Source organism: Paenibacillus radicis (ex Xue et al. 2023) (assembly GCF_024722015.1).
In the GTDB taxonomy this organism is placed as follows: domain Bacteria; phylum Bacillota; class Bacilli; order Paenibacillales; family NBRC-103111; genus Paenibacillus_S.
This window is the reverse complement of sequence record NZ_JANQBD010000025.1, coordinates 30,533-52,806: the sequence shown is the minus strand read 5'-3', so window position 1 is coordinate 52,806 and position 22,274 is coordinate 30,533. Positions and strand designations below refer to the sequence as shown.

Sequence of the window (22,274 nt, the reverse complement as noted above, 5' to 3'; positions counted from 1 at the left end):
GAAGTACTATCTTTTTCTAGTACCGATGGTCAATTAATCTGTTATTTAACATAAATTTAATATCTATGTGACCTTCACTTTACATTCAACTGTTAATCTACTAGATGGAGTTTATGAATTTATTACATTTACTTCTTATTATTGAAAGGAGAAACTTTTATGCAACAATGGATTCGCAAAGGTAGAAAGCAGCTTTGCATGATTATGACAGTCCTTTTACTAGCTAGCAGCTTGATTGGGAGTTTTCCTGTCCAAGCCTACACAAGTAATAACAATGTGGTGATTTCTCAAGTCTACGGAGGGGGCGGAAACTCAGGGGCTCTTTACACGAATGATTTCATTGAGTTATATAATCCTACAGGAGCGGATATCTCACTAGCTGGATGGTCTGTTCAGTATGCTTCATCTACAGGAACCACCTGGAGTAGTACCCCGCTGACAGGAATTATTGCCGCGGAACGATATTACTTGGTTCAGGAAGCGGCGGGTACGAACACTATCGCTGCGCTTCCGACAGTTGATGCAACGGGAACCCTTGCCTTGTCTGGGACAAAGGGAAAGGTCAGATTAGTGAATGCAGCCAGTGTTGTCGTGGACCTGGTAGGCTACGGATCGAGCACTCCAGCAACAACCGGAGGGGAAGGAACTCCAACAGGTGATTTGTCCAATTCAACCGCTGCTATCCGTAAACCGATTGTAATTGGAACGGACGGTAGAGGGTTGGATACCGATGTTAACAGTTCAGATTTCGTAGTTGGGAAACCGGATCCTCGTAATTCCTCTTACATACCGGTAACGAAAGTAGCAGATGTACAAGCCACTCCGGGCTCAGGTGCAGTTGCGCCTGGAACATCTGTCGCTCTTTCGACCGCAACGGTTGGAGCAAGCGTCTACTACAAGTTGAACACAACGGTTGGAGCTGCTGTTTATTACAGTGCACCAATTACAATTACTGAACCAACAACAATTACGGCATATGCTCAAAGAGCAGGGCTGGATGATAGTGCTACAGCTACTTTTAACTATACAATTAAGGACGCAAATACAGTAACCATTGCTGCTGCTCGTAACAAGGCAGCTAATGAAACGGCTACTGTTGAAGGAATCGTAACGTATCGCGAAGATTCCGGCGGTTACGCCAACCTATACATTCAAGATAGCACAGGAGGTATAGTAGTCAGGAGCAGTACGGCAAATTTATCAGCTGTAGTAGGGGATAAGATTAGTGCATTCGGTCCGATCACAATTTATAACGGACTTGTTCAAATCGAGAAAGATAAGAGTGATTTCAGTGGAGGCAGCTTAACTGTATTGCAAAGCAATCTCACGCTTCCTAATCCGGTCCTACTCACATCTGCAGATTTTCTGCCAGGAGAAGGAAATGCTAAAGGTCCTGGTGGACAATATGAAGGTATGCTGATTACTCTGAAAAATGTTAGCATTACAAGCAGTAACAGTTCAACATTTTACGGTACGGACAATCTGGGTAACAAGATTACAATCTATGCCAAAAATGCAGCAGCTGCATTGAGCGTAGGCAAGGATTACGAACAGTTATATGGCGTTATGACATACAATACGAGCTACGGTCTTGAGCTGCTGCCTCGCAGTGCTGCTGACATCGTACAGAGATTCCTGTCGGTATCGTCAAGTGTACCGTCCGGGGGAATTGCCAAGGGAGGGTCCGTTACCCTATCCACACTGGCATCTGGTGGAACCATCTATTACACAACAGATGGAACAATACCGACTGCAAGCAGTACACCTTACAGCTCAGCTATTGTCGTTAACGCGAATACAACGATAAAAGCAATTGTAGTGACACCACAGGCAACGAGTGATATTTATACATTTACTTACGAAGTCTTGAAGGAACTTGACAAGCTTCGTATCCACGACATTCAAGGAGCTGCGCACAGCTCGTTATATGTGGGTTCAACGGTACAAAATGTATATGGAATCGTAACCTACGTCGTTAGCACCAGCAACTTCTATATGCAGGAATTGCCGAATCAAGTTGATTCTGATGACAGAACTTCAGAAGCGATTCTCGTCAATAAGGCAACGACACTTAGCCCTGGTTTAAAAGCCGGAGATCTGATTACTGTAACAGGTACAGTGAATGAATATACAACCGATGCGGCGCTATTAACCGTTACAAGAATTGCCGCAAGCTCGATTAATACCATTTCTTCAAATAATGCATTACCAGAAGCAGTTCTAATAGGTAATGGCGGTCGTATTGTTCCTAAAGTCATTGATACAGATAATCTGACCGTGTTTAATCCTAATGAAGATGCAATTGATTTCTATGAAAGCTTAGAGGGCATGAGGGTAACTATCAAAAATCCAGTCATCACAGGACCTTATTCTTCTACACCAGGGCTTGCGGTAACCTTTGACAATTCGCCCAACAATCCGATGCGTACTCCAGCTGGCGGTATCATTCTGAGATCAGACATCGCAGGACAGCCGTTTGAGAGCAGTTTGAATCCACAAAAGCTGTTCATTAACAGAAAACCATCCGTTGCGGTCAAAACAGGTGATTCTTTCGAGCAACCAATTACTGGAATACTGATCTATGATGAAGGCAATTTCAAGCTAAATCCTGAAGCTGCATTGCCAGCCGTTAAAGATGGTGGGTTAAAACAAGCAACCACATCTATCAATAAGCAGGATGGAAAATTAACGATTGCTACATTCAACGTAGAAAACTTCAATGAAAGCCAGAAGGATAAAGCTGCGAAAATTGGCAAAATCGTAGTCGAAAACCTGAAGACACCTGATATTCTCGGATTAATGGAGGTTCAGGACAATAACGGTGAATTGGATGACGGTAACACCGATGCTAAGGGTAGCTTCAATACATTGATAGAAGCAATCAAGGCGAATAACGGTCCTACCTATGCTTTTAAGGATATCGCTCCGGAGAATAACAAGGACGGTGGAGCACCTGGCGGTAATATCCGTTTAGGTTTCTTATACAACACGGATCGGGTGACATTGAAGCCTGGCAAAAGCGAAGGTAAGTATAATACAGCTGTAACTGTTGAGTCGGATGGAAGTTTATCTATGAATCCTGGTCGAATTGATCCGACGAATGAAGCTTTCACGAGCTCCAGGAAGCCGCTCGCGGCAGAGTTTGTGTTCCAAGGTGAACGAATCGTTGTTGTTGCGAATCATTTCAATTCCAAGGGTGGCGATCTGAAGCCATTCGGAAGCACACAACCTGTTACTCGAGTTAGTGAGGTTCAACGTGCGAAGCAGGCAACCGTAGTTAATAACTTCGTGAAGAGCTTGCTTGGTAAAGATCCTAACGCGAATGTTGTGCTTTTGGGAGATTTCAATGATTTTCAGTTTTCCAGAACTCTTTCTATTGTAAAAGATAAAGAATTGACCAATCTGGTTGATCTGTTGGATGAAAATAAACGATATTCGTACGTATACGATGGTAATTCCCAGACACTTGACAACATCTTAACTGATAATCAATTGGCGAAATTCGCAGCTATTGAAGCTGTGCATGTAAATTCTGATTTTGAAGCGGCTGACGGTCGAGTAAGCGACCATGATCCACTGCTTACACAACTGGACTTAGCTGCTAAGAAAGCATCACAATCGCAAGGCAACATCAAAGTCCAAATTCTCGGAGTCAACGACTTGCACGGCAATATCGACAGCAAGTTTAACGAGAAGGATTCCGGGATTAACCGCGATCTTGACGGCGACGGGAAGAAAGATAAAGACTTAGGCGGTATGCAGTTCCTTGCAACGCATATTAAAGCGAAGAGAGATACCAATCCGAACACGCTAGTCGTTCATTCCGGGGACATGGTCGGAGCGAGCCCACCATTGTCTGCCTTGTTCTATGACGAACCAACGATTAAAGTATTGAATGAAATCGGCTTCGATGTAGGCGCAGTAGGCAACCATGAGTTTGACGATGGAACGAATGAATTGATTCGTCTTGCAAAAGGTGGAGTTAATCCGAGCGGTAAAGATTATGAAGGTATGGAATTCCCGATCCTTGGTGCAAACGTAAGGTACAAGGCTGATAACAAGCATGTGTTCGATCCTTATGTTGTGAAGGAAATCGGGGGCGCTAAAATCGGATTTATCGGTGTTGTTACGGAAGAGACGCCATCGATCGTAATTCCGACAGGCATTCAAGATCTCAAGTTCACAAGCGCTGTTGATGAAGTAAATGCAGCGGTAAAAGAGTTGAAGGCGCAAGGTGTAAGAGCAATCGTCGTATTAGCACATATGAGCGCAGATATGAATGACAAAGGACAGCTTGTGGGCGAAGCGGTAAATCTTGCAAATGGTGTGGATGATGAAGTAGACGCTATTTTTGCAGCGCATAACCACAAGGAAGTTAAAGGTACAGTAAAGAACAAGCTAATTGTTTCAGCATGGGAGTACAGTAAAGCATTAATGGATGTAGATTTGGAAATCAGCCGCGAAACAGGCGATGTCGTATCCAAATCAGCTGAAATTCTTTATAACCTCCGTACAGTGGATGCTGATGCGAAAGTACAGGGCATCATTGACGAATACAAAGCTCTTGCAGGTCCGAAATTGCAAGAAGTCGTAGGTCAGAACCTGAATGAAATGACCAAAGACTATCCAGGTAAAGGCATTGGCAAAAATTCTGACTTTGCTTTGGGTAATATGATTGCTGATGCAATGAAAGCCGAGATGAAGGCTGACTTCGCTATGATGAATGGCGGAGGCGTACGGGATAATCTCAATGTAGGCGAAATTACTTGGGAAGAGCTTTTCAAAATCCAGCCGTTTAATAACACGCTAGTAAAAGTAGAAGTAACCGGAGCAGAGATGAAAGCAATCGTTGAAGCTCAGCTTGGTACGGGCTCTACATTCGGTCCGGATTCACACGTTGGGGGCTTCCGCTATACATGGGCTCAAATAGGCTCGACGAGAAAAGTCATTGATATTACACTGCCGGATGGTACGCCGCTAGATCCGGGCAAGACGTACAGTCTTGTTGTAAATAGCTTTATGTACACAAGCAATGATGCAAGGTACATCCAAATGCATACGAATGGCAAGAACCCGGTACAGGGTCCTGAAGATTTGCCAGCAACGGTTAACTTTGTGAAAAATCACGTAGGTCCGATCAATTATGTAGCTGAAGGACGTATTCGTGAAATCGCAGCGCCGGATGCAATCGCACCGACATGGCCGGGCAATAAGTCACTAACAGCTTCAGGCATAACAACAAGTAGTGTTACGTTAGTATGGTCGCAAGCAACAGATAATGTTGCTGTAACTGGCTACAAGGTGTTCAATGGAAGTAGTCTAGTTACAACGGTCACGGGCTCGACTTACACCTACACGGTAAGCGGTCTTCCGCCTAGAACGAATTATGTGTTCAAAGTAGAAGCTATTGATGCGGCAGGTAATACTACAACAGATGGTCCGTCCTTGGAAGTCACTACCTTGGCCCAATCTAGCAGCGGACACAGCTCCAGCCCTAGTCCGGGTACAGGAAACAGCTCCCCAAGTCAGGAAGGCACTGGAGCTCCTGCTTCGACGCCAAACGGTGTAGTGCTGAAGCCTAATGATGCAGACTTGAAAAAAGAAACGGCAGCAGACGGCACAGCAGTAACGAAGTTTACGGTCAATTCGGAGTCTCTCGCTCAGGCATTGAAGTTGGGCAGCGGCAATGAAACGACTAAAACGGTTGTAATCAACATGACTAATGTCCAAGGTACGGTAAAAGTGGAACTGCCATCCAACGCGCTTAAAGAGGCTGCAGCAGATGCGAAAAACACTATTATCCGCATTGAGACAGAGAATAAATCATACAATTTGCCTCTCAGCATTATTAACGCCGGAGCACTTGGAGCAGCATTAGGAACAAGTGCCGATAATGTAAGTATTAGCATAACAATCCAAGCGGTGACAGGTGCCGAAGCGCAACAAATCAACACAGCGGCAGCTCAGCCTGGAATGAAATTATTATCCGATGGAGTTAGCTTCACTATTACGGCAGAGGCCAATGGTAAAACGACAGAAGTGAACGATTTTGGTACAACTTATGTTGTTAGAACGATCACTATCAATGAGCCGGTAAACAGTAATGAAGCAACTGCAGTTGTATTCGATCCAGCTACAAAAGAAATGACATTTGTACCTGCGTTATTTGAAAAGGTGGACGGCAAGACGGTAGTAAAAATAAAACGTAATTCCAACAGTACGTACACGGTTGTGAAATCGGAGAAAACTTTTGCTGACTTGAAGGGACACTGGTCCCAAAAAGATGTTGAGCTTCTCGCATCCAAGCTGGTTGTGAAAGGTCAGACGGATAGCCAGTTTGCTCCGGATAGCGATATCACACGTGCCGAATTTGCAGCACTTCTCGTACGTGCGCTTGGTTTGAAGGTGGATGCTTCGGCAAAATCAAGCATTAAAGACATCAAGGATGGCGAGTGGTTCGTTGGAGTGTTGGGAACTGCAATGAAAGCAAGCTTGATGGAAGGCTTCGAAGATGGAACGTTCCGTCCGAATGCCAAGATTACACGTGAACAGATGGCTGTAATGATAAGCAGAGCGATGGCGGCAGCGGGTAAAGTCGGAGATAGTAAGAAAGCCGATGTTACCGCAAAATTTGCTGACGGAACCCAGATTCATGATTGGGCAATGGACGCTGTTGCTAAAAACACAGCCGCAGGTATCATTCAAGGTACCTCGGAGAATAAGTTTATGCCTGCGCAATTTGCTACAAGAGCAGAAGCAACAGTAATGCTGAAGCGACTTCTCGAGTTTACGGAATTCATCAACAAATAACAGATTTTCCATAAAAGCAGGCTGCCGGGAAATCCCGGCAGTCTCTTTTACAAGAATAGATTTTATATGTTTCGGGGCTCCCCCGCAAAGTATCTGAATCTACTTCGAAGTAAGACTCCACTTTGTGGGGATATTTTGTACGATTCAAATCCAGCATAGAATTGAATGTACCTGTATATACTTACATGGACTAATTTACAGTGGACATTCGCTAGGGAGATCATGGGAAAATAAATATATTGACAAATAGTTACCCTAGCCTTAATATTTGTTTATTCCAAGTAACATTATAGGATTAAAAGGGAGGCTGTACGAGAATGAAAAATAACTTACTTCTTGCGTTTCAAACCAACTGGGTCAGCTTGCTGGTTTCGATTGTCATTATCGGGATACTAGTATTGTTGGCGAAGAAACGCGTCGGCTTTGGCGTTCGCGTATTTATAGCGCTAGGACTTGGACTTCTGGCGGGCATTATTTTCAACACTTTCAAGCTGGATTATAAGAGTGTTAGTACCATTGGTACGATCTATGTCAATTTGATTAAAATGATGGTTATGCCATTAGTATTCGTTCTTGTAATCAATAGTATTTCGTCTTTGGCAAGTATGGCTCATTTGCGTAAGCTAGGCGTTAAGACGATCCTATGGTTCCTGTCCACGACTGGGGTAGCCGCCATAATCGGTTTGATTGTTGCACTGGCCGTTGATCCGGGTAATGGAATCAAAGCCATTGTACCAAAGGATTTCAAAGTGAGAGAAGTTCCGACGTTCTCCCAAGTTATTCTGGACCTGGTGCCATCGAATCCTATCAGTGATATGGCTGCAGGTAAAGTAGTTCCGGTGTTAATATTTGCGATTTTCATTGCTGTGGCGATCGTACATATTAGCTCAAGAAAGCCGGAGAGCGTGGAGCCTGTGAAGCAGTTTATGAAATCGGCGACTGATGTGCTGCATCAAGTCATCAAATATGTAATCCGCTTAACACCTTACGGCGTATACGCATTGATAGGGGCTATGGCTGCAAAGTACGGTTTGGAGACTTTAGCTCCCTTGGTGAAGATTATCATTGCTTCATACATCGCTCTTATCCTTCATTTTGTACTGGTATTTGGTGGGTTGGTTTCGTTTGTTGCCAAGGTCAATCCAATCAAGTTTTTCCGCAAAGCATACCCGACTATTGCTGTAGCGTTTACTACTCGCAGCAGCTATGCAACGCTTCCTGTGAATCTGGAAGTCATTACGAAACGCCTGCGTGTTTCACCAAGAATCGCAAGCTTTGTAGCGCCTTTGGGCGCCACAATGAATTTTAACGGCTGCGGTGGTGTGTGGCCAGCCGTTGTCGCTATCTTCGTAGCGCGTGTGTATAATGTACCTTTGGAGATTACTGATTACATTGTACTGATACTGGTGAGCGTTATATCTTCTGTAGGTGTAGCAGGTGTGCCGGGTCCGGCTGCAATTTCCACCACGGTCGTATTGACAGCTATGGGACTGCCGCTGGAAGGTATGGGCTTAGTGCTTGGTGTCGAAGCGGTTATCGATATGGGCCGTACAGCCGTCAATGCGACGGGAACGACAGTTACTGCACTGCTGGTAGCAGATTCGGAAGGCGAATTCGACCGGGCTGCGTTTGACCGGGATGAAGAAGATGAACTTGAAGTTGCAACTGCATAAGGAAGAAAAATCTTATACACCCTATACGTTCATAGGTTTTGAAGTAAATTAAAGGAGTAGACCAAGTGATCATAGTCAGCCAGCCTTTGCGCGGCATATCTATGATTGCGGGTTTACTCTTTTTTTTATAATATCAGACTTAATAAGTTTTCAGCGAAGCTGAAGAAGTCTGTTATTGCAAGAAAAGCTACCGCTTAGACACGAATGTATCTTCATCGAAAGGGATTCGAATAGAAGCTTTTCTTATGGTTTCTACAGGTTCATGAAGTTTTAATTTGCGTATTTGACAAAACTGTATTACGATTAGATTAGAATCATTCTAAATAACAAATCATAGTATAAATAACTATTCAACCTAACATAGCTTAAATGGGTAAGTAGGGAGTAATCAGTAATCAGGGAGGAGCCTCATTTATGATGAACATCATGGAGGAAATCGACAAGATCAACCAACAATTAAGAATAAAAGGCTACAAGATGACCCCTCAGCGTGAACTTACATTGAAGGTTTTGCTCGAAAATGAAAAGGATCATTTGAGTGCTGAAGAAGTGTTTATGCTTGTAAAAGAAAGGCATTCCGAAATTGGAATCGCTACGGTTTATAGGACATTGGAATTGTTCGCTGAGCTTCATATAGTGGAGAAGATGAATTTTGGGGATGGGGTAGCCCGCTTCGATCTTCGCGGCCCGGATAACACCCATATGCATCATCATCTGATTTGTAATGTATGCGGCGCGTTAAAAGAAATCAAGGAAGACTGGCTCGGTCAACTGGAGGAGCGGGTAAAACACGAATACGGCTTTCAAGTGACTGATCATCGTCTGGATTTTACCGGGGTTTTTAATAATTGTAAAAACACGGAATGCAAGAGAGAAGGCAAGGCCAAGGCTGTATAATCGTTGTCAGTCAATATATGGAAAATAATTCCATTATATAGCGCAAGAGTCGAATTACTCTGATACGGATAGGTTCCGTATCGGAGTTTTTTTTGCGTATATCGAATTGGGGCTCCCCGAAAAGTATTTGAATCAACTTTGAAGCTACCTTTTTGAGAGTCAATGAGTACCTTACTGTCAATCAAGGGGATTTTTCGGTAGTGCCCGGCGCAAACCAATTGTTCCTTCCGGCATTAGCTATGGGGTGCGAGGGTGTTGTTTCAGGTGTATCCTGCGTTTACCCTGAACCGTTTGTAGCCGTCTACAATGCCTGCAAAGAAAAATAGTGAAAGAGCTTCGATCAGAAGCTTTTCCGAGGAATGAAGAATCAGCGGGCAACCTGCCTACCTGCCTACCTGTCTACTTACTTAGACTAGTGCAGAATTACATTAGAGCTTAAGGTATTTAACGCGCTCCATGATCAAGGGGGATTTTTATAGGTATAGCGGCGAAGCTGCGCTGCGACGGGCCCTGGAGGATTTTGTATGGAACTGAGAGTTCCGTTATTCCAACTGCCGGCTCTAATCTAAGGAGATAGCGGAAGTGGGAATTCCGTTATGTTGGCCGAATGGAGCATTTATGCACAAAAACCGAGCAATAACGGAACTGGCTCTTCCCTTATCACTCTGATATTTGGACTTTTCAGGTGATAGAGGAAGAATTACTTCCGCAGTGCCCTTCACTTCCGTGGACGCAGTACTGGCGGGTTGTTTAGGGTCATGTGCAAGTGATCTCTTCTCTAAAAGGAGATGGAGCTAAATGTACATGGAACACTGCACAAGTGTTCATTGTTATGAATAACGGCTCGAAGACCAGCTTAGGGGGAAGTAAGAAATCGGCGCAAAGCACAGAGTAGAACAAAAGAGGGCATGGGTGCGGGATGGAGGAGCGTGAGCATCCGCCCTGGTCGTCACCTCCGGTGACTGATCGGGTATGCAGCCTACCTTTGAAGCTCGTGTTGTTCCTCCCGCTGCAAGCCTTTCATTCCAAGGAACACGACTTCAACAGCGCCCGGAATCCCATACCCGATTCCCTCTCAACGCACAAACGTAGATTGTACACCAAGGACGCCGCAAGGCGTTTTTCTTATAATATTTAGAAAGTTTAAGTTTGAACCGGAGGTTCACTTTCTAATATTGCAAGAAAAGCCACCTCCAGGACACGAATGTATCTTCATCGAAAGGGCTTCGATCAGAAGCTTTTCTTATGTTGCCGCATTGAATGAGCTCTATATGACGAGGGACAAGTCCCGTAGCCCTACTCAGACAATAATTGTGTAACCCATCGTAAGGAAAATAATGTCTACATCAATAATTGTCGGTTAAGTGCCGTCCGATTTTACACTATAATAGATGAAGATTGCGTTTTTTGAGGAGAGAGCTAAAGCGAGCGAACCTAATACGTTTTACAGAGGAGGTCCTATGGCTAGTCAGCTCGGTCGAATTCCCCGCTTTTTAACTTTTGGAAAGTACGCTCCTCAAGGGAAATATTTACACCGCTTAATCTGGATAGGTTGTATTTCCGTTTGTGTTCCGATTATTCTGGCCGGTATTATTTATTATCAATTTTCGATGGACAAGGTTAAACGACAGTTTCTTGACGAGAACAAATCTTCCTTGGTTATGATGAAGGACAGGGCGGAACGGATTTTGCAAAGCATTGAGCAGGAGTCGCTTCAGCTATCGCTGGATTCCCGGATCAATGATTTTTTTGCCGGCAGGATGGAAGATGCTCCGTTAATCTGGCATCAGCAACTATTGCAAGAGATTACGTTGGTCAAAAATGCCAACAGCTTTATTGATGAGATTTACTTTTACAATAACCAGGAGGATATCCTTCTAACGAACCGGTACGGCTCTATGAGTAAGGATTCCTACAAGCATAAAGAAGATATCGATCTGCTGATGCAGCTGGAAAGCGGCTCACAATGGATATTTTTGCCTGCAGGGAAAAAGGAAGGCTACATCACATTTGCCAGGAAGCTTCCTGTCGTCGGAAATGCGGGAAAGCAAGGAGTACTTGCTTTTGATATAGAAACTTCCTTAATAAGCAATTTTTTGCAAGCGGATACAACGATCTTGACTAAAGGTCCGGAAATGCTGATGGTCAGCTACCCTAATTTGTCCAAGCTTGATTCCAAAAGTAAGGAACACATCAAACGGCTGCTGGAGAACCACCCGGTCTTGCAGACTATAGGCACAGCGGATTCAACGATAGACAGCTTCTTCGATGCAGGGGTGGACGGACGCCAAGCTCAATTTACATATTTAAAAAGCATTTTCGGCCGCACTTATGTAACGGTAATACCCGAGCAAATGCTGGAGGAGCGTATTGGATGGATACGCATTGTCACTATTATAGTTGCCCTGTTTTTTATTTTACTGGGTATCTTGTTGACCTATTTCAGTACGAAAAAAGCATACAGTCCGATAGAGAAGCTCATTCAGCATAGTCAGCTGCTTAGCGAGGGACGGATTCAAAATAAAGAGGATGAGTTTGCTTACATACGTGCATGCCTCGATTATTTAAGCCAGGAGACGGAGAAGCTGGGCGGCTATATGGAAAAGGTACAGCCGACGCTCCGCGAGAAGTGTCTGCAGCAGCTCGTAAACGGAGAGTATGTACGGAACGAGTCGCTAATTCAAGAATGCGAGAGCTACGGTATCGATATTAAATCAACCTATTCAGTCATTGTCGTCGAGGTGGAAAATGCCTATAAGGAGAAGCGGTTCTTCCCCAAGGATAAACCGATTATTGCTTTTGCCGTCATGAATGTGATGCAGGAGCTGCTGCAAAAAAATGAGCTTATCAGCGGTTATATTTTCACTAACCAAGGCAAAGCAGTAGCGCTTCTGCAGTGGAAATGCGACATCGCGCCTATTAAGCTCCATCAGGCCGCACGAAGCTTTGCCGATTCGGTCAGCCAATCGTTGACGAATTATCTCTCCTTTCAGGCTACGGTCGGCATTGGACGCAGTTATTCCCATATCGCAGACGTCCCCCTATCCTATAAGGAAGCTGAGCTGGCACTCCAATATAGGATTTATCAGGATTCGGAGCCGGTGATGTACATTGAGGATTTGGAAAGCTCCAGAAAGCAGGCTTCCTTCCGCTACCCGCGGGAATTGGAGAGCAGCATTGTAGATTCTCTTGTCAAAGGAGAGCTGGCGCAAGCGCAGCAGTCATTAGTTCAATTTACAGAGTCTATCAGGTCTTCCCAATCGTATAATTTTATTTATCAAAGCTATCATGTGCTGCTCTCGGCGGTAATAACGTCATTGGAAAAGCAAGGAGGCAGTATTCTTGATATTTTGGAGTACAACTTATTCGGCCAGCTGGAAGCGAAGCAAACGTCACGTGAAATATTTGCCTGGTTTATCGAAATATTATTCCCGCTGTACCATAAGCTGACCGAGGAATACCGCAGCTCGGCCGGACAGTCCGCCGTTCTGCAAATTTCCAAGTACATTAGAGAACACAGTACGGAGGATCTATCGCTCGTGCACTGCGCTGAAATGATCGCAATGAGTCCGTCCTACTTAAGCAGGCTGTTTAAGAAAGAAATGGGGATCAACTTCCTTGATTTTGTAGTGGAATGCAAGGTCGAAGAGGCGAAAAGGCTGCTGCTGGAAACGGATCTTAACGTAAGCGAGATCGCCGCCGCTATCGGGTATTCGGAACGGAATTTAAACCGCATATTCCAAAGACATACGAAAATGAACCCTAGTATTTTTAGAGCGGAGCACCGGTAGGCATACGCACGGCAGACGGTTTATAACCGGTAAGACAAAAATTGCCCAAAGCTTGTCACGGACGCTTCCCGTAAAGAATTGTCACTTACTTGCCGCTCAGGTACGGCATACAATGTGATTGAAAGCGCTGTCAGAGTGCATTCAAAAAGTAAATAGGAGGGTTACAATGAATGCTTCGTTTCGTAGACAAGTCAGTTGGATGATGACAACCGTTGTTTCAATTGGTTTGCTGGCAGGATGTTCGGGGGGAACTCAGCCCGCTGCAGGTACCGGCAATAATGTCGCTAATAAGACTGACGACAAAAAAGAGGTCAAGCCAAGCGAACCGGTCAAGCTGCAGTTTTTAGTACCGTCTTTTGCCGATGTGCCGGACATGAACGACCAATATTGGACAGAATGGCAAAAAAGAACCAACACCAAGCTGGATGTAGAATGGATACCGTCAGGCGATTATGATACTAAATTCGATCTTGTTCTGGCATCCGGCAACCTGCCCGAGATCATCGTCTCGCAAAGCACCACGCGCCCAACTCTGCTTAGCGCTATCAAGCAAGGCGCTTTCTGGGATTTGACTCCGTTTCTCGGAGATTTCAGCAAGTATCCGAATCTTAAAAACAACAGCGGGCCTAATGTATGGAGCTACATGAAGGCAGACGGTAAAATCTACGGCTTGCCCCGCAACCGCCCGCAAATTGACTTAGGCATTAAATTCCGCAAGGACTGGCTAGACAAGTACAATATTCCGGTTCCTCAAACGATTGATGAATATGCCGCAGCGTTGAAAAAGATTGTGTCCAGCGATCCGGACGGAAACGGGAAGAACGATACAGTCGGTATATTAGGACACGGTTTTCTTTTGGCTGACGGCGACGGCACTTTCCTAGGAGCGTTTGGAGGGTTGGACCCGATCTTTGATAAAGACGGCGGGCTGATTAAAGAAACATTAACGCCTAATTACACCCAGATGATTGAGTGGTTCCGCAAGCAGTATGCTGACGGCATCTTGTCCAAGGAATTTTCGGCAATTAAGAAGACGCAGGCCGAAGAGCTGTTCGCAACAGGACGCGCCGTCTCTTATGTACGGAATATATGGCGTGACTACACATGGGAGCAGGATATTAAAAAAGTGCAGCCGGACGCTAAGGTCATTACCTTACCTCCGATGAAAGGGCCTGGTGGGTACACCGCTCAATTGGCAAATCCGACCTTCGGGGGTATGTATATTTCCAAAAAAGTGCCTGAAGCGAAGGTTAAGCAAATTCTTGATTACATGGAAAAAACGACAACTATGGAGTTTACCGATTTTAACTATTACGGTATCGAAGGTGTCCATCATAAAGTCGTAGACGGTCAACCGCAGCTTACTGAACTAGGCGTGAAGCAGGTGACTACGAATGCGAATCAAGTATTTTCATTGGCGTTTAACAATAAGATGAAAGTGCTGAATCCTGCTGCGCCAAAAGCTTATAACGATGAGAAAATAAAAGATACCGAGATTTACAGCAAGCTTGGGAAGTTAAGCCTATTCGGTAATATTGCATCCGATACATGGACTTCCGTATGGCCGAAGTACGAGAAGGAATGGCAGGCGATGGCGACTAAAGCAATCGTTGCGCAAATTTCGATGGATGAGTATAAAGCTTACGTGGATAAGCTGAACAACAATGCGGATATCAAGAAGGCTTATCAGGAATTTGCCAAAACCTATAAAGAATATTTCGGCAACGCGAAGTAGCCATAATGAAACAAGCCCGCAGGGTCATGAATTAGAATGTCTCTGCGGGCTGTAGCCATTTAATAGCCTTAGGACACGGCGATTCAGAATAAGGGTCAACCCGCGCTGCGGTGAGATAATCGCCGGACTTAGCAGAAGGAGGATTCCGATGTCAACCAAGCGAGTGTTGCCGCAGCTGCCTTACGGAGCGGTCTATTTCCGCAAGTCTAATCCGCCCCGTGAAGACTGGGAACGCGATTATGCGGTAGCCCAAGAGGACGGGATGAACTTCAACCGCCACTGGTTCATGTGGGGGGCGATTGAAACGGCTCCCGGCGTTTTCGATTGGGCTGATTACGACCGGCAGATGGATTTGGCTGCCAAGCACGGCATCATGACCATCATCGCTGAGATGATCACTTCCGTTCCCGAGTGGGCGGCAGACATGTATTCACATGCCGTTCATGTGAAATCGGACGGAACACCGTTAAGAACGCAGATGGGAGCGAGCAGTGCCACGGGTGGGTTCAGCGAAGGCTCACAAGGGGTTCTTTGTCTGGATTGCTCTGAGGTGAAGGAAGCCGCCGGCCGTTTTCTGACCGGGCTGGTGCTGCGTTATAAAGACCATCCTGCTACAGCCGGTTATGATGTGTGGAATGAATGCAATTACTCTCCTCACGTATGCCATTGCCAATATACGAATGAGAAATTCCGCAGGTGGCTGGAGACTAAGTACGGCATCCTGCAGGCGTTGAATCAAGCGTGGAACCGTTACAGTTATACATCTTGGGAGCAGGTGCGCTCTCCTCATCAGATGGGACCGTATCCCGAATGTTTGGATTGGGTGCAGTTCACGAAAGACAATTTCTATGAGCATATGCAGTGGCGGATTGATCTGATCCGCAGTCTGGATGACAAGAACATCATAGCGGCGCACGGGATCGCGGGCAGTATTAATGTCATGGCTTCGATGGGCGCCGATGATTGGTTGGCTGCGTCCAAAGCCGATGTGTACGGCTTCACATGGGTGGCCTCCCGCAAGGGCAGCGAGCCCTGGAAGCAATGGCATGCCGTTGATTTGACGCGGGCCGCATCACGCGGAAAAACCTTCTGGCATGCGGAGGCGCAGGGCGGGCCGCTATGGCTGCAGCCGCAGGTAGTCGGCCGGCCTAAGGAGGACGGCCGGGTCACGGAGCCGGAGGATATCCGCGTCTGGCAGATGATATCATTCGCCGGCGGAGCGCGTGGGCTGCTGTTTCCGCGCTGGCGCCCATTGCTTGACGGTCCGTTGTTCGGGGCGTTCGGTCCTTATGCGATGGACGGCACGCGGACAGACCGCTCGGAGATGGCCGGCTCGATAGCCCGATGGGCCAATGCGGCGGAGCAGCGAGAGCTGCTTGAATCGGCTCCGCTTCAAGGAGAAATAGGCATTCTTGTTGTTCCAGAGACGCAAATTTTTGATTATTTACTGAACCGGGAAGGTAAGAACGAGCTGTACGCGCAAGCGATGTGGGGTGCTTATCAAGGCTTTTTTGACCAAGGAATTCAGCCTGATTGGGTACATATCGACGATATTGCCCAATATCGCGTGCTTTATTGGCCGTACCCGATCATGCTGTCTCAGGAATATGCAGCATTGCTGGGACGTTGGGTAGAGAATGGCGGCACGTTAATCAGCGAGGGCTGCCCGGCCTATTTTGGCGACCGCGGTAAGGTAGGCACGCTTCAGCCTAATCATCATTTGGATGTTGTTTTCGGCGCAGTGGAGGCTGAAGTACAGTTTATGCCTGATATTGCTGACGGGATTGCCTTTGATTTTGACGGAGGTAGTGGCAGTAAGGTGCTGGGCGGGGGCTTCAGGCAGTCCTACAAAGCAACCTCAGGCAGATCATTAGGACAATTTCCGGATGGCAGTACAGCAGTTGTTGAGCATACGCACGGTAAAGGCAAAACCTTATTGATCGGTACATTCCCGTCGATCGGCTACTATAAGACACATGATACGGCGAACGCTGCTTTTTTCTTGAAGGTGTTGGACTGGGCAGAGGTTACCCCTCATGTACGGTTGTCCGATCCAAGCTTACAGGCGAGACTATCGCAAAATACGGACGGATCGTTATTTTTATGGATCATCAACCCGGGCAGAGAGTCGATAATGACAAACATTAAGCTGTCCGACATGTTTGGGCTGCAGGTTGCAGACCGCGTGTATTGGGGAACTGGCGGCTATTCCCAAGAAGGTTCGACTCTGAGGGCTGCCCTTCCGGGCAGGGATGCATGGGTGATTGGCTTGAGAAGCCCGGTGATTAAGCAGGGGAGAGGGTGAACTTGGTGAAAATCAAAAGCATAGAAACCTTTACAACCAGGAATATCAGTATCGTTAGAGTCAGAACCGATGACGGACACGAAGGTTATGGGCAGATGGCTACATACCACGCTAACATATCGGCTATGGTGCTGCATCAGCAGATAGCTCCTTATGCGCTGGGTGCTGATGCAGAGCGAATAGAGAATTTGGTAGAAAGATGTGTGGAAGGTGAGCATAAGTTTCCGGGCTCTTACGTATGCAGAGCGGTTGGCGGGCTGGATACGGCATTGTGGGATCTCCAAGGGAAAAGAGCAGGCCGAAGTGTTTGCGAGTTGTTTGGAGGCAAGCCCCGTCCGGTGGATGTATACGGCTCCAGCATGCGCAGGGACATTTCTCCTGAGGACGAGGCAGAGCGGTTGAAAAGATTGCAGCAGGACTATGGCTTTCGGGCATTTAAAATCCGCATCGGCAATAATTTCGGACGTGATGTTGATGTGTACCCGGGACGGACCGAGCAGGTTGTACCTGCCGTTCGCCGAGCCATCGGCGACCATACAGCTTTGTATGTTGATGCAAACAGCGGCTTTAGCCCGCGCAGAGCGATTGAGGTCGGGCGCATGCTGGAGCAATACGGTGTCGTCCATTATGAAGAACCGTGTCCGTATCCGGAATTGGAATGGACGAAGCAGGTTACAGATGCGTTGGATGTGGCTGTAACCGGAGGTGAGCAGGATACCGATATGGCCCATTGGAAACGGATGATTTCCATGCATGCGGTAGATATTGTACAGCCGGATATTTGCTATACCGGCGGCTTTAGCCGGGCTATGGAGGTAGCGCGGCTTGCCCAATACGCGGGGATGACTTGCACCCCCCATGCGGCGAATCACTCCATGGTCACTATCTTCACCCTGCATATGGTGGCCGCCATACCGAATGCAGGCACATTTATGGAATATTCCATCGAGTCCGATTCGTGGACGAACTCTTTATTTACCACGAAGACGGAAGTGCGGGACGGGAAAGTCAACGTACCGGATGGACCCGGCTGGGGAGTTACTATTAATCCGGAATGGCTGGAAAAGGCAGATTATCAAATTTCGCAGAAGTGACGGAAGGATTGAGGAAATGAACATCTTGCATCGTCTGTTTCTGCCGGAAACGGTAGTCAACGGCTCTAACTCATTTGACCAGCTAGGCAAGTGGGCTTCTGTAATGGGGAGTAAGGCGCTAATAATAAGCGATCCCGTTATGAAAAAGCTTGGAATCGTAGAGCGCTGCGAACAGCTTCTTCAGTCTGCGTCTGTTTCCAGCGTAAGCTATACGGGAGTAGATACAGAGCCGACAGATAAGCATGTTGACGAAGGACTAAGCCGGTGCCGGGAGCATGAATGCCATTTCATTGTAGCTGTGGGCGGAGGAAGCTGTCTGGACACGGCCAAAGCTGTGGCTGTAATGATGCATAATGACGGATATATCGGCGATTATGCCGGTGGTAAGCGGATGTTCGACCATAAAGCGCTGCCGCTTATAGCTATTCCAACGACAGCCGGGACCGGGTCTGAGGTTACGAAAGTAACCGTTATTACAAACTCGGCAACGAATGAAAAGATGATGATTTCGCAGCCTGAGCTGCTCCCTCAAATAGCATTGATCGACCCTCTGCTGACTCTCACCTGTCCGCCGGGCACCACGGCTGCAACGGGAATAGATGCATTGTGCCATGCTGTGGAGGCTTATTTGTCCAGGAAGGCGAATCAGGTTACAGATGCCCTTGCCCTGTCGGCAGTAAGCGATATTTCGGCGAACATTCTGCGCGCCTATGAGCATGGCGATGACGTAGCTGCCCGGGAAAAAATGATGACCGGAGCGATGATCGCCGGGGCTGCTTTCTCCAATGCATCTGTCGCTCTTGTTCACGGCATGTCTAGACCGATAGGAGCGCAATTTCATGTGCCACACGGGATATCCAATGCGATGCTCTTTCCGGCCGTTCTGGAATACAGCAAGAAGGATGCATTGCCGCGATTAGCGGATATAGGGCGGATCATGCTGCCGATGCTTACGGTAGAGCAGTTAACGGATGAACAATGGGCTGATGCGGTGATAAAGGAAATTAAACGTTTATGCACGGCGATGCAAATCCCTAATTTGAAAAATTGGGGTATTGAGCGGGAAGTCTTCTTGAATGCTTTGCCAAGAATGGCGGACGATGCTCTCAAGAGCGGCAGTCCTGCCAATAATCCGACCATTCCGGTTCATGCGGAAATTGTGGAGCTCTATAAGCTCTGTTATGAATATGACTTTAGCGGGAGCAAAGGAGATGTTAATAGATGAAAGATCGTGACAGAAGTAAAGAACGGATTCGGGTGATATGTGATTTCACAGATACAGCGGTTGCGGTTGCCGCAGATTCAGCAGAGTGGGCAGTTGCGCGTTTGTCGCATGTGCTGGAGCAGCAGGGAATTTCGGTTGATTCGAGCGGACAGCCGGCAGATGATGGAAATTTGGGATCCGGGTATAAGCTGAAGATTACTATTACCGGAGCCGGCTCCGAAACGGCGCAGAAGCTTCTGCATTCAATCGGGACTGGAATTGACTTTAAGCCGGATGCTGCGGAATCATTCTGCATCTTGAGAGAGCCTGCTGAAGCGGCAGAAGTCGCACAGAGTATAGCTGCTATTGCTATTATCGGGGCGGATATTCGTGGCTTGATCTACGGAGTTCTGGAGCTGGCGGACCGTGTTCAGTGCAGCGATGAACCGCTGGCAGCGCTGGCGGAAATAGAGTCGTACAGAGAGCAGCCGGCAAATCGAATCCGCAGTATTAGCCGTTCATTTTGCAGTGAAATTGAAGATAAGCCATGGTTCTACGATAAGCTGTTCTGGGAAGAGTATTTGACCGAGCTGGCCACGCACCGTTTCAACCGGCTGCATCTGACTCTTGGTATATCGTATGACTATGGGCATGACCCGAATGTGCAGGACAACTATTTTGGATTCGCATATCCGTTTTTTGTTTCTGTCCCCGGTTATGGGGTACGTGTTCGTGAATTACCGGAGGGAGAAGCGGAACGGAATTTAGCCATGCTGCAGTATATTAGCCATGAAGCTAAGCTGCGCGGTATCCATTTCCAGCTTGGGCTATGGAATCATGCCTATCAGATGCTGGATAGTCCTAATGAGCTTCACACCATTGAAGGTGTGGATGAGCAGAACCATGCCGTTTACTGCCGGGATGCTTTAGGTCTTTTGCTCAAGCTATGTCCAAATATAGACGGTGTGACCATTCGCACGCATTACGAAGGGGGTATTCCGGAGCCCTCGCATGTGTTCTGGAATGAAGTTATGAAAGGGATAACCGGATGCGGCCGGGAAGTGGAGATCGACATGCATCCTAAAGGCGTGGACTCTCAGATGCTGGAGGTTGCTCTTGGCACCGGAATGCCGGTCATTGTTTCCCCTAAATTTTGGGCGGAGCATATGGGCTTGCCTTACCATCAGGCTGCCATTCGCGCCAGAGAATTACCGGTTGCGACGACGGAGCGTGCTGAATTAATGGGAGTTACAAACACTTACAGGCGTTTTACGCGATACGGCTATGCCGATTATTTGAATGAAAACCGGCAAACCGGGGTGCTTCACCGCATTTGGCCCGGAACGCAGCGGGTATTGTTATGGGGTGATCCTGCAATGGCTGCGGGCTATGGGCGCAGCGGGAGCTTCTGCGACAGCCTCGGCGTAGAGCTCTGTGAGCCGATGTCGTTCAAAGCGCGGAAAACCAGCGGTACTCCGGGGGGACGGGAGCTTTATAAGGATGCGGGGCTGCAAATGGAGGGCCATGGCTGGAATAAATATTTGTACACTTACCGTGTGTGGGGAAGATTGAATTACAATCCTGACGCTGCTGAAGATCAATGGCAAAGATATTTGCGTCATGAGTTCCAGGGGGCAGGGCCTGATTTAGGCGAGGCACTGGCAAATGCCAGCCGAATATTGCTGCTGATTACGACCGCTCATCTGCCGTCTGCATCGAACAATTATTTTTGGCCGGAGATGTACAATAATCTGGCGATTGTCGACATAGGCAAGCAATCCGAAACTTATTTTGACACCCCTGCCCCGCATACATTCGGCGCAGTAAGTCCGCTTGACACCGCCATCTTTTATGGGATCAATGAGTTTGCCGATGATACAGTGAGAGGCGAGCGGCGCGGCAAATATTCACCGCTTGAAGTCGCAGACCGGCTATCGGGGCTCGCGGAAGCGGCCGAACGGCATTTGGCCGCAGCCGGCACATTAGTGAGCGATTCGGCAGGCGCTACTTTCCGGCGCTGGGCTGTCGATATCGCTGCTCAGGCGGGAATCGGTCGCTTCTTCGCGGATAAGCTGCGTGCCGGAGTTGCCTACGCCATGTTCGAGCGGACCGGCAATCCCCAGCAGCTGCAGGCGGCCTTACAGAGCTACCGTTCTGCGCGGTCGGCTTGGGAGAGAGTCGTTGCCATAACCAAGGATGTGTACCGTGATGACATCACCTTCGGCTATAAGCCGTTTATGAAGGGTCACTGGTCCGACCGGTTAGCAGGGATCGATGAAGATATCGCTGCGATGGAGCAGGTGTATCTCAAAGCCGCCAAAGATTATGAAGGTTCAGCTCCGTTGGAGACGGCGTCTGCAGGAGCTCTCTCAGGTTCAGCGGTGCTGCAGCGTCCGCTATACAACCATGTATCACCGGGAACATTCCGTGTGGGAGAGCCGGTAGAACTGCATTTGATGCTTGCCGGAGCTAGTATAGATGTGCACGTGAGTCTGCTTTACAGGCATGCACATCAAGCGGAGTCTTATCAGACTGTAACCATGCAGCAATCTGAGGGACATTATTCTGCTGTCATTCCGGGCAGCTATACGGATTCCTCCTATCCGCTCATTTACTTTTTTGAGCTAAGAAATGAACTTGGGGAAGCATGGCTCGTTCCGGGGCTGAATGCTGATCTTTCCAATCAGCCGTATTACCACCTCCGTCAGCAATAAAATAAGCGGGTCGGAATCCCGTTAACCCGAATCACAAACGTCAAATAAAAG

9 protein-coding genes are annotated in these 22,274 nt (G+C 47.3%); all 9 read left to right on the top strand.

Going from position 1 to position 22,274, the window contains the following annotated elements; translation table 11 throughout:
• Window positions 1–159: 159 nt before the first annotated feature.
• The 9 genes from NV381_RS28530 (at window position 160) to NV381_RS28490 (ending at window position 22,223) form a co-directional block, all read left to right on the top strand.
• Entirely contained in the window at window positions 160–6,810 is a 6,651-nt protein-coding gene (locus tag NV381_RS28530) for a 5'-nucleotidase C-terminal domain-containing protein (protein WP_258216705.1), read from the top strand.
• 317 nt (window positions 6,811–7,127) lie between these two features.
• Window positions 7,128–8,483, top strand: a complete 1,356-nt coding sequence (locus NV381_RS28525) for a dicarboxylate/amino acid:cation symporter (RefSeq protein WP_258216704.1) — start codon at window positions 7,128–7,130, stop codon at window positions 8,481–8,483.
• A gap of 414 nt (window positions 8,484–8,897) precedes the next feature.
• Window positions 8,898–9,380, top strand: coding sequence for a Fur family transcriptional regulator (locus tag NV381_RS28520; RefSeq protein ID WP_258216703.1), 483 nt, complete (start codon window positions 8,898–8,900; stop codon window positions 9,378–9,380).
• Window positions 9,381–10,840: 1,460 nt separating this feature from the next.
• Window positions 10,841–13,171 carry a helix-turn-helix domain-containing protein gene (locus NV381_RS28515; protein WP_258216702.1) on the top strand — a complete coding sequence of 777 codons (2,331 nt, stop codon included), beginning with the start codon at window positions 10,841–10,843 and terminating at the stop codon, window positions 13,169–13,171.
• Window positions 13,172–13,337: 166 nt separating this feature from the next.
• Window positions 13,338–14,906 (top strand): extracellular solute-binding protein, encoded by a 1,569-nt coding sequence (locus NV381_RS28510; RefSeq protein ID WP_258216701.1) that lies wholly within the window; start codon window positions 13,338–13,340, stop codon window positions 14,904–14,906.
• 148 nt (window positions 14,907–15,054) lie between these two features.
• Window positions 15,055–17,211: a beta-galactosidase gene (locus NV381_RS28505; RefSeq protein WP_258216700.1), complete on the top strand. Its 2,157-nt coding sequence runs from the start codon at window positions 15,055–15,057 to the stop codon at window positions 17,209–17,211.
• Window positions 17,212–17,216: 5 nt separating this feature from the next.
• Window positions 17,217–18,305, top strand: coding sequence for a mandelate racemase/muconate lactonizing enzyme family protein (locus tag NV381_RS28500; RefSeq protein WP_258216699.1), 1,089 nt, complete (start codon window positions 17,217–17,219; stop codon window positions 18,303–18,305).
• 16 nt (window positions 18,306–18,321) lie between these two features.
• Entirely contained in the window at window positions 18,322–19,530 is a 1,209-nt protein-coding gene (locus NV381_RS28495; RefSeq protein WP_258216698.1) for an iron-containing alcohol dehydrogenase, read from the top strand.
• Complete coding sequence (locus NV381_RS28490) at window positions 19,527–22,223, top strand: hypothetical protein (protein WP_258216697.1); 2,697 nt, start codon at window positions 19,527–19,529, stop codon at window positions 22,221–22,223. Before NV381_RS28495 ends, NV381_RS28490 begins: the two co-directional genes overlap by 4 nt.
• Window positions 22,224–22,274: the final 51 nt, after the last annotated feature.

Bases quoted from the DNA above. Each gene is read 5' to 3' on its own strand.
- NV381_RS28515 (WP_258216702.1), top strand. From the start codon at position 10,841: ATGGCTAGTCAGCTCGGTCGAATTCCCCGCTTTTTAACTTTTGGAAAG.
- NV381_RS28525 (WP_258216704.1), top strand. From the start codon at position 7,128: ATGAAAAATAACTTACTTCTTGCGTTTCAAACCAACTGGGTCAGCTTG.
- NV381_RS28530 (WP_258216705.1), top strand. From the start codon at position 160: ATGCAACAATGGATTCGCAAAGGTAGAAAGCAGCTTTGCATGATTATG.
- NV381_RS28495 (WP_258216698.1), top strand. From the start codon at position 18,322: ATGAACATCTTGCATCGTCTGTTTCTGCCGGAAACGGTAGTCAACGGC.
- NV381_RS28520 (WP_258216703.1), top strand. From the start codon at position 8,898: ATGATGAACATCATGGAGGAAATCGACAAGATCAACCAACAATTAAGA.
- NV381_RS28505 (WP_258216700.1), top strand. From the start codon at position 15,055: ATGTCAACCAAGCGAGTGTTGCCGCAGCTGCCTTACGGAGCGGTCTAT.
- NV381_RS28510 (WP_258216701.1), top strand. From the start codon at position 13,338: ATGAATGCTTCGTTTCGTAGACAAGTCAGTTGGATGATGACAACCGTT.
- NV381_RS28490 (WP_258216697.1), top strand. From the start codon at position 19,527: ATGAAAGATCGTGACAGAAGTAAAGAACGGATTCGGGTGATATGTGAT.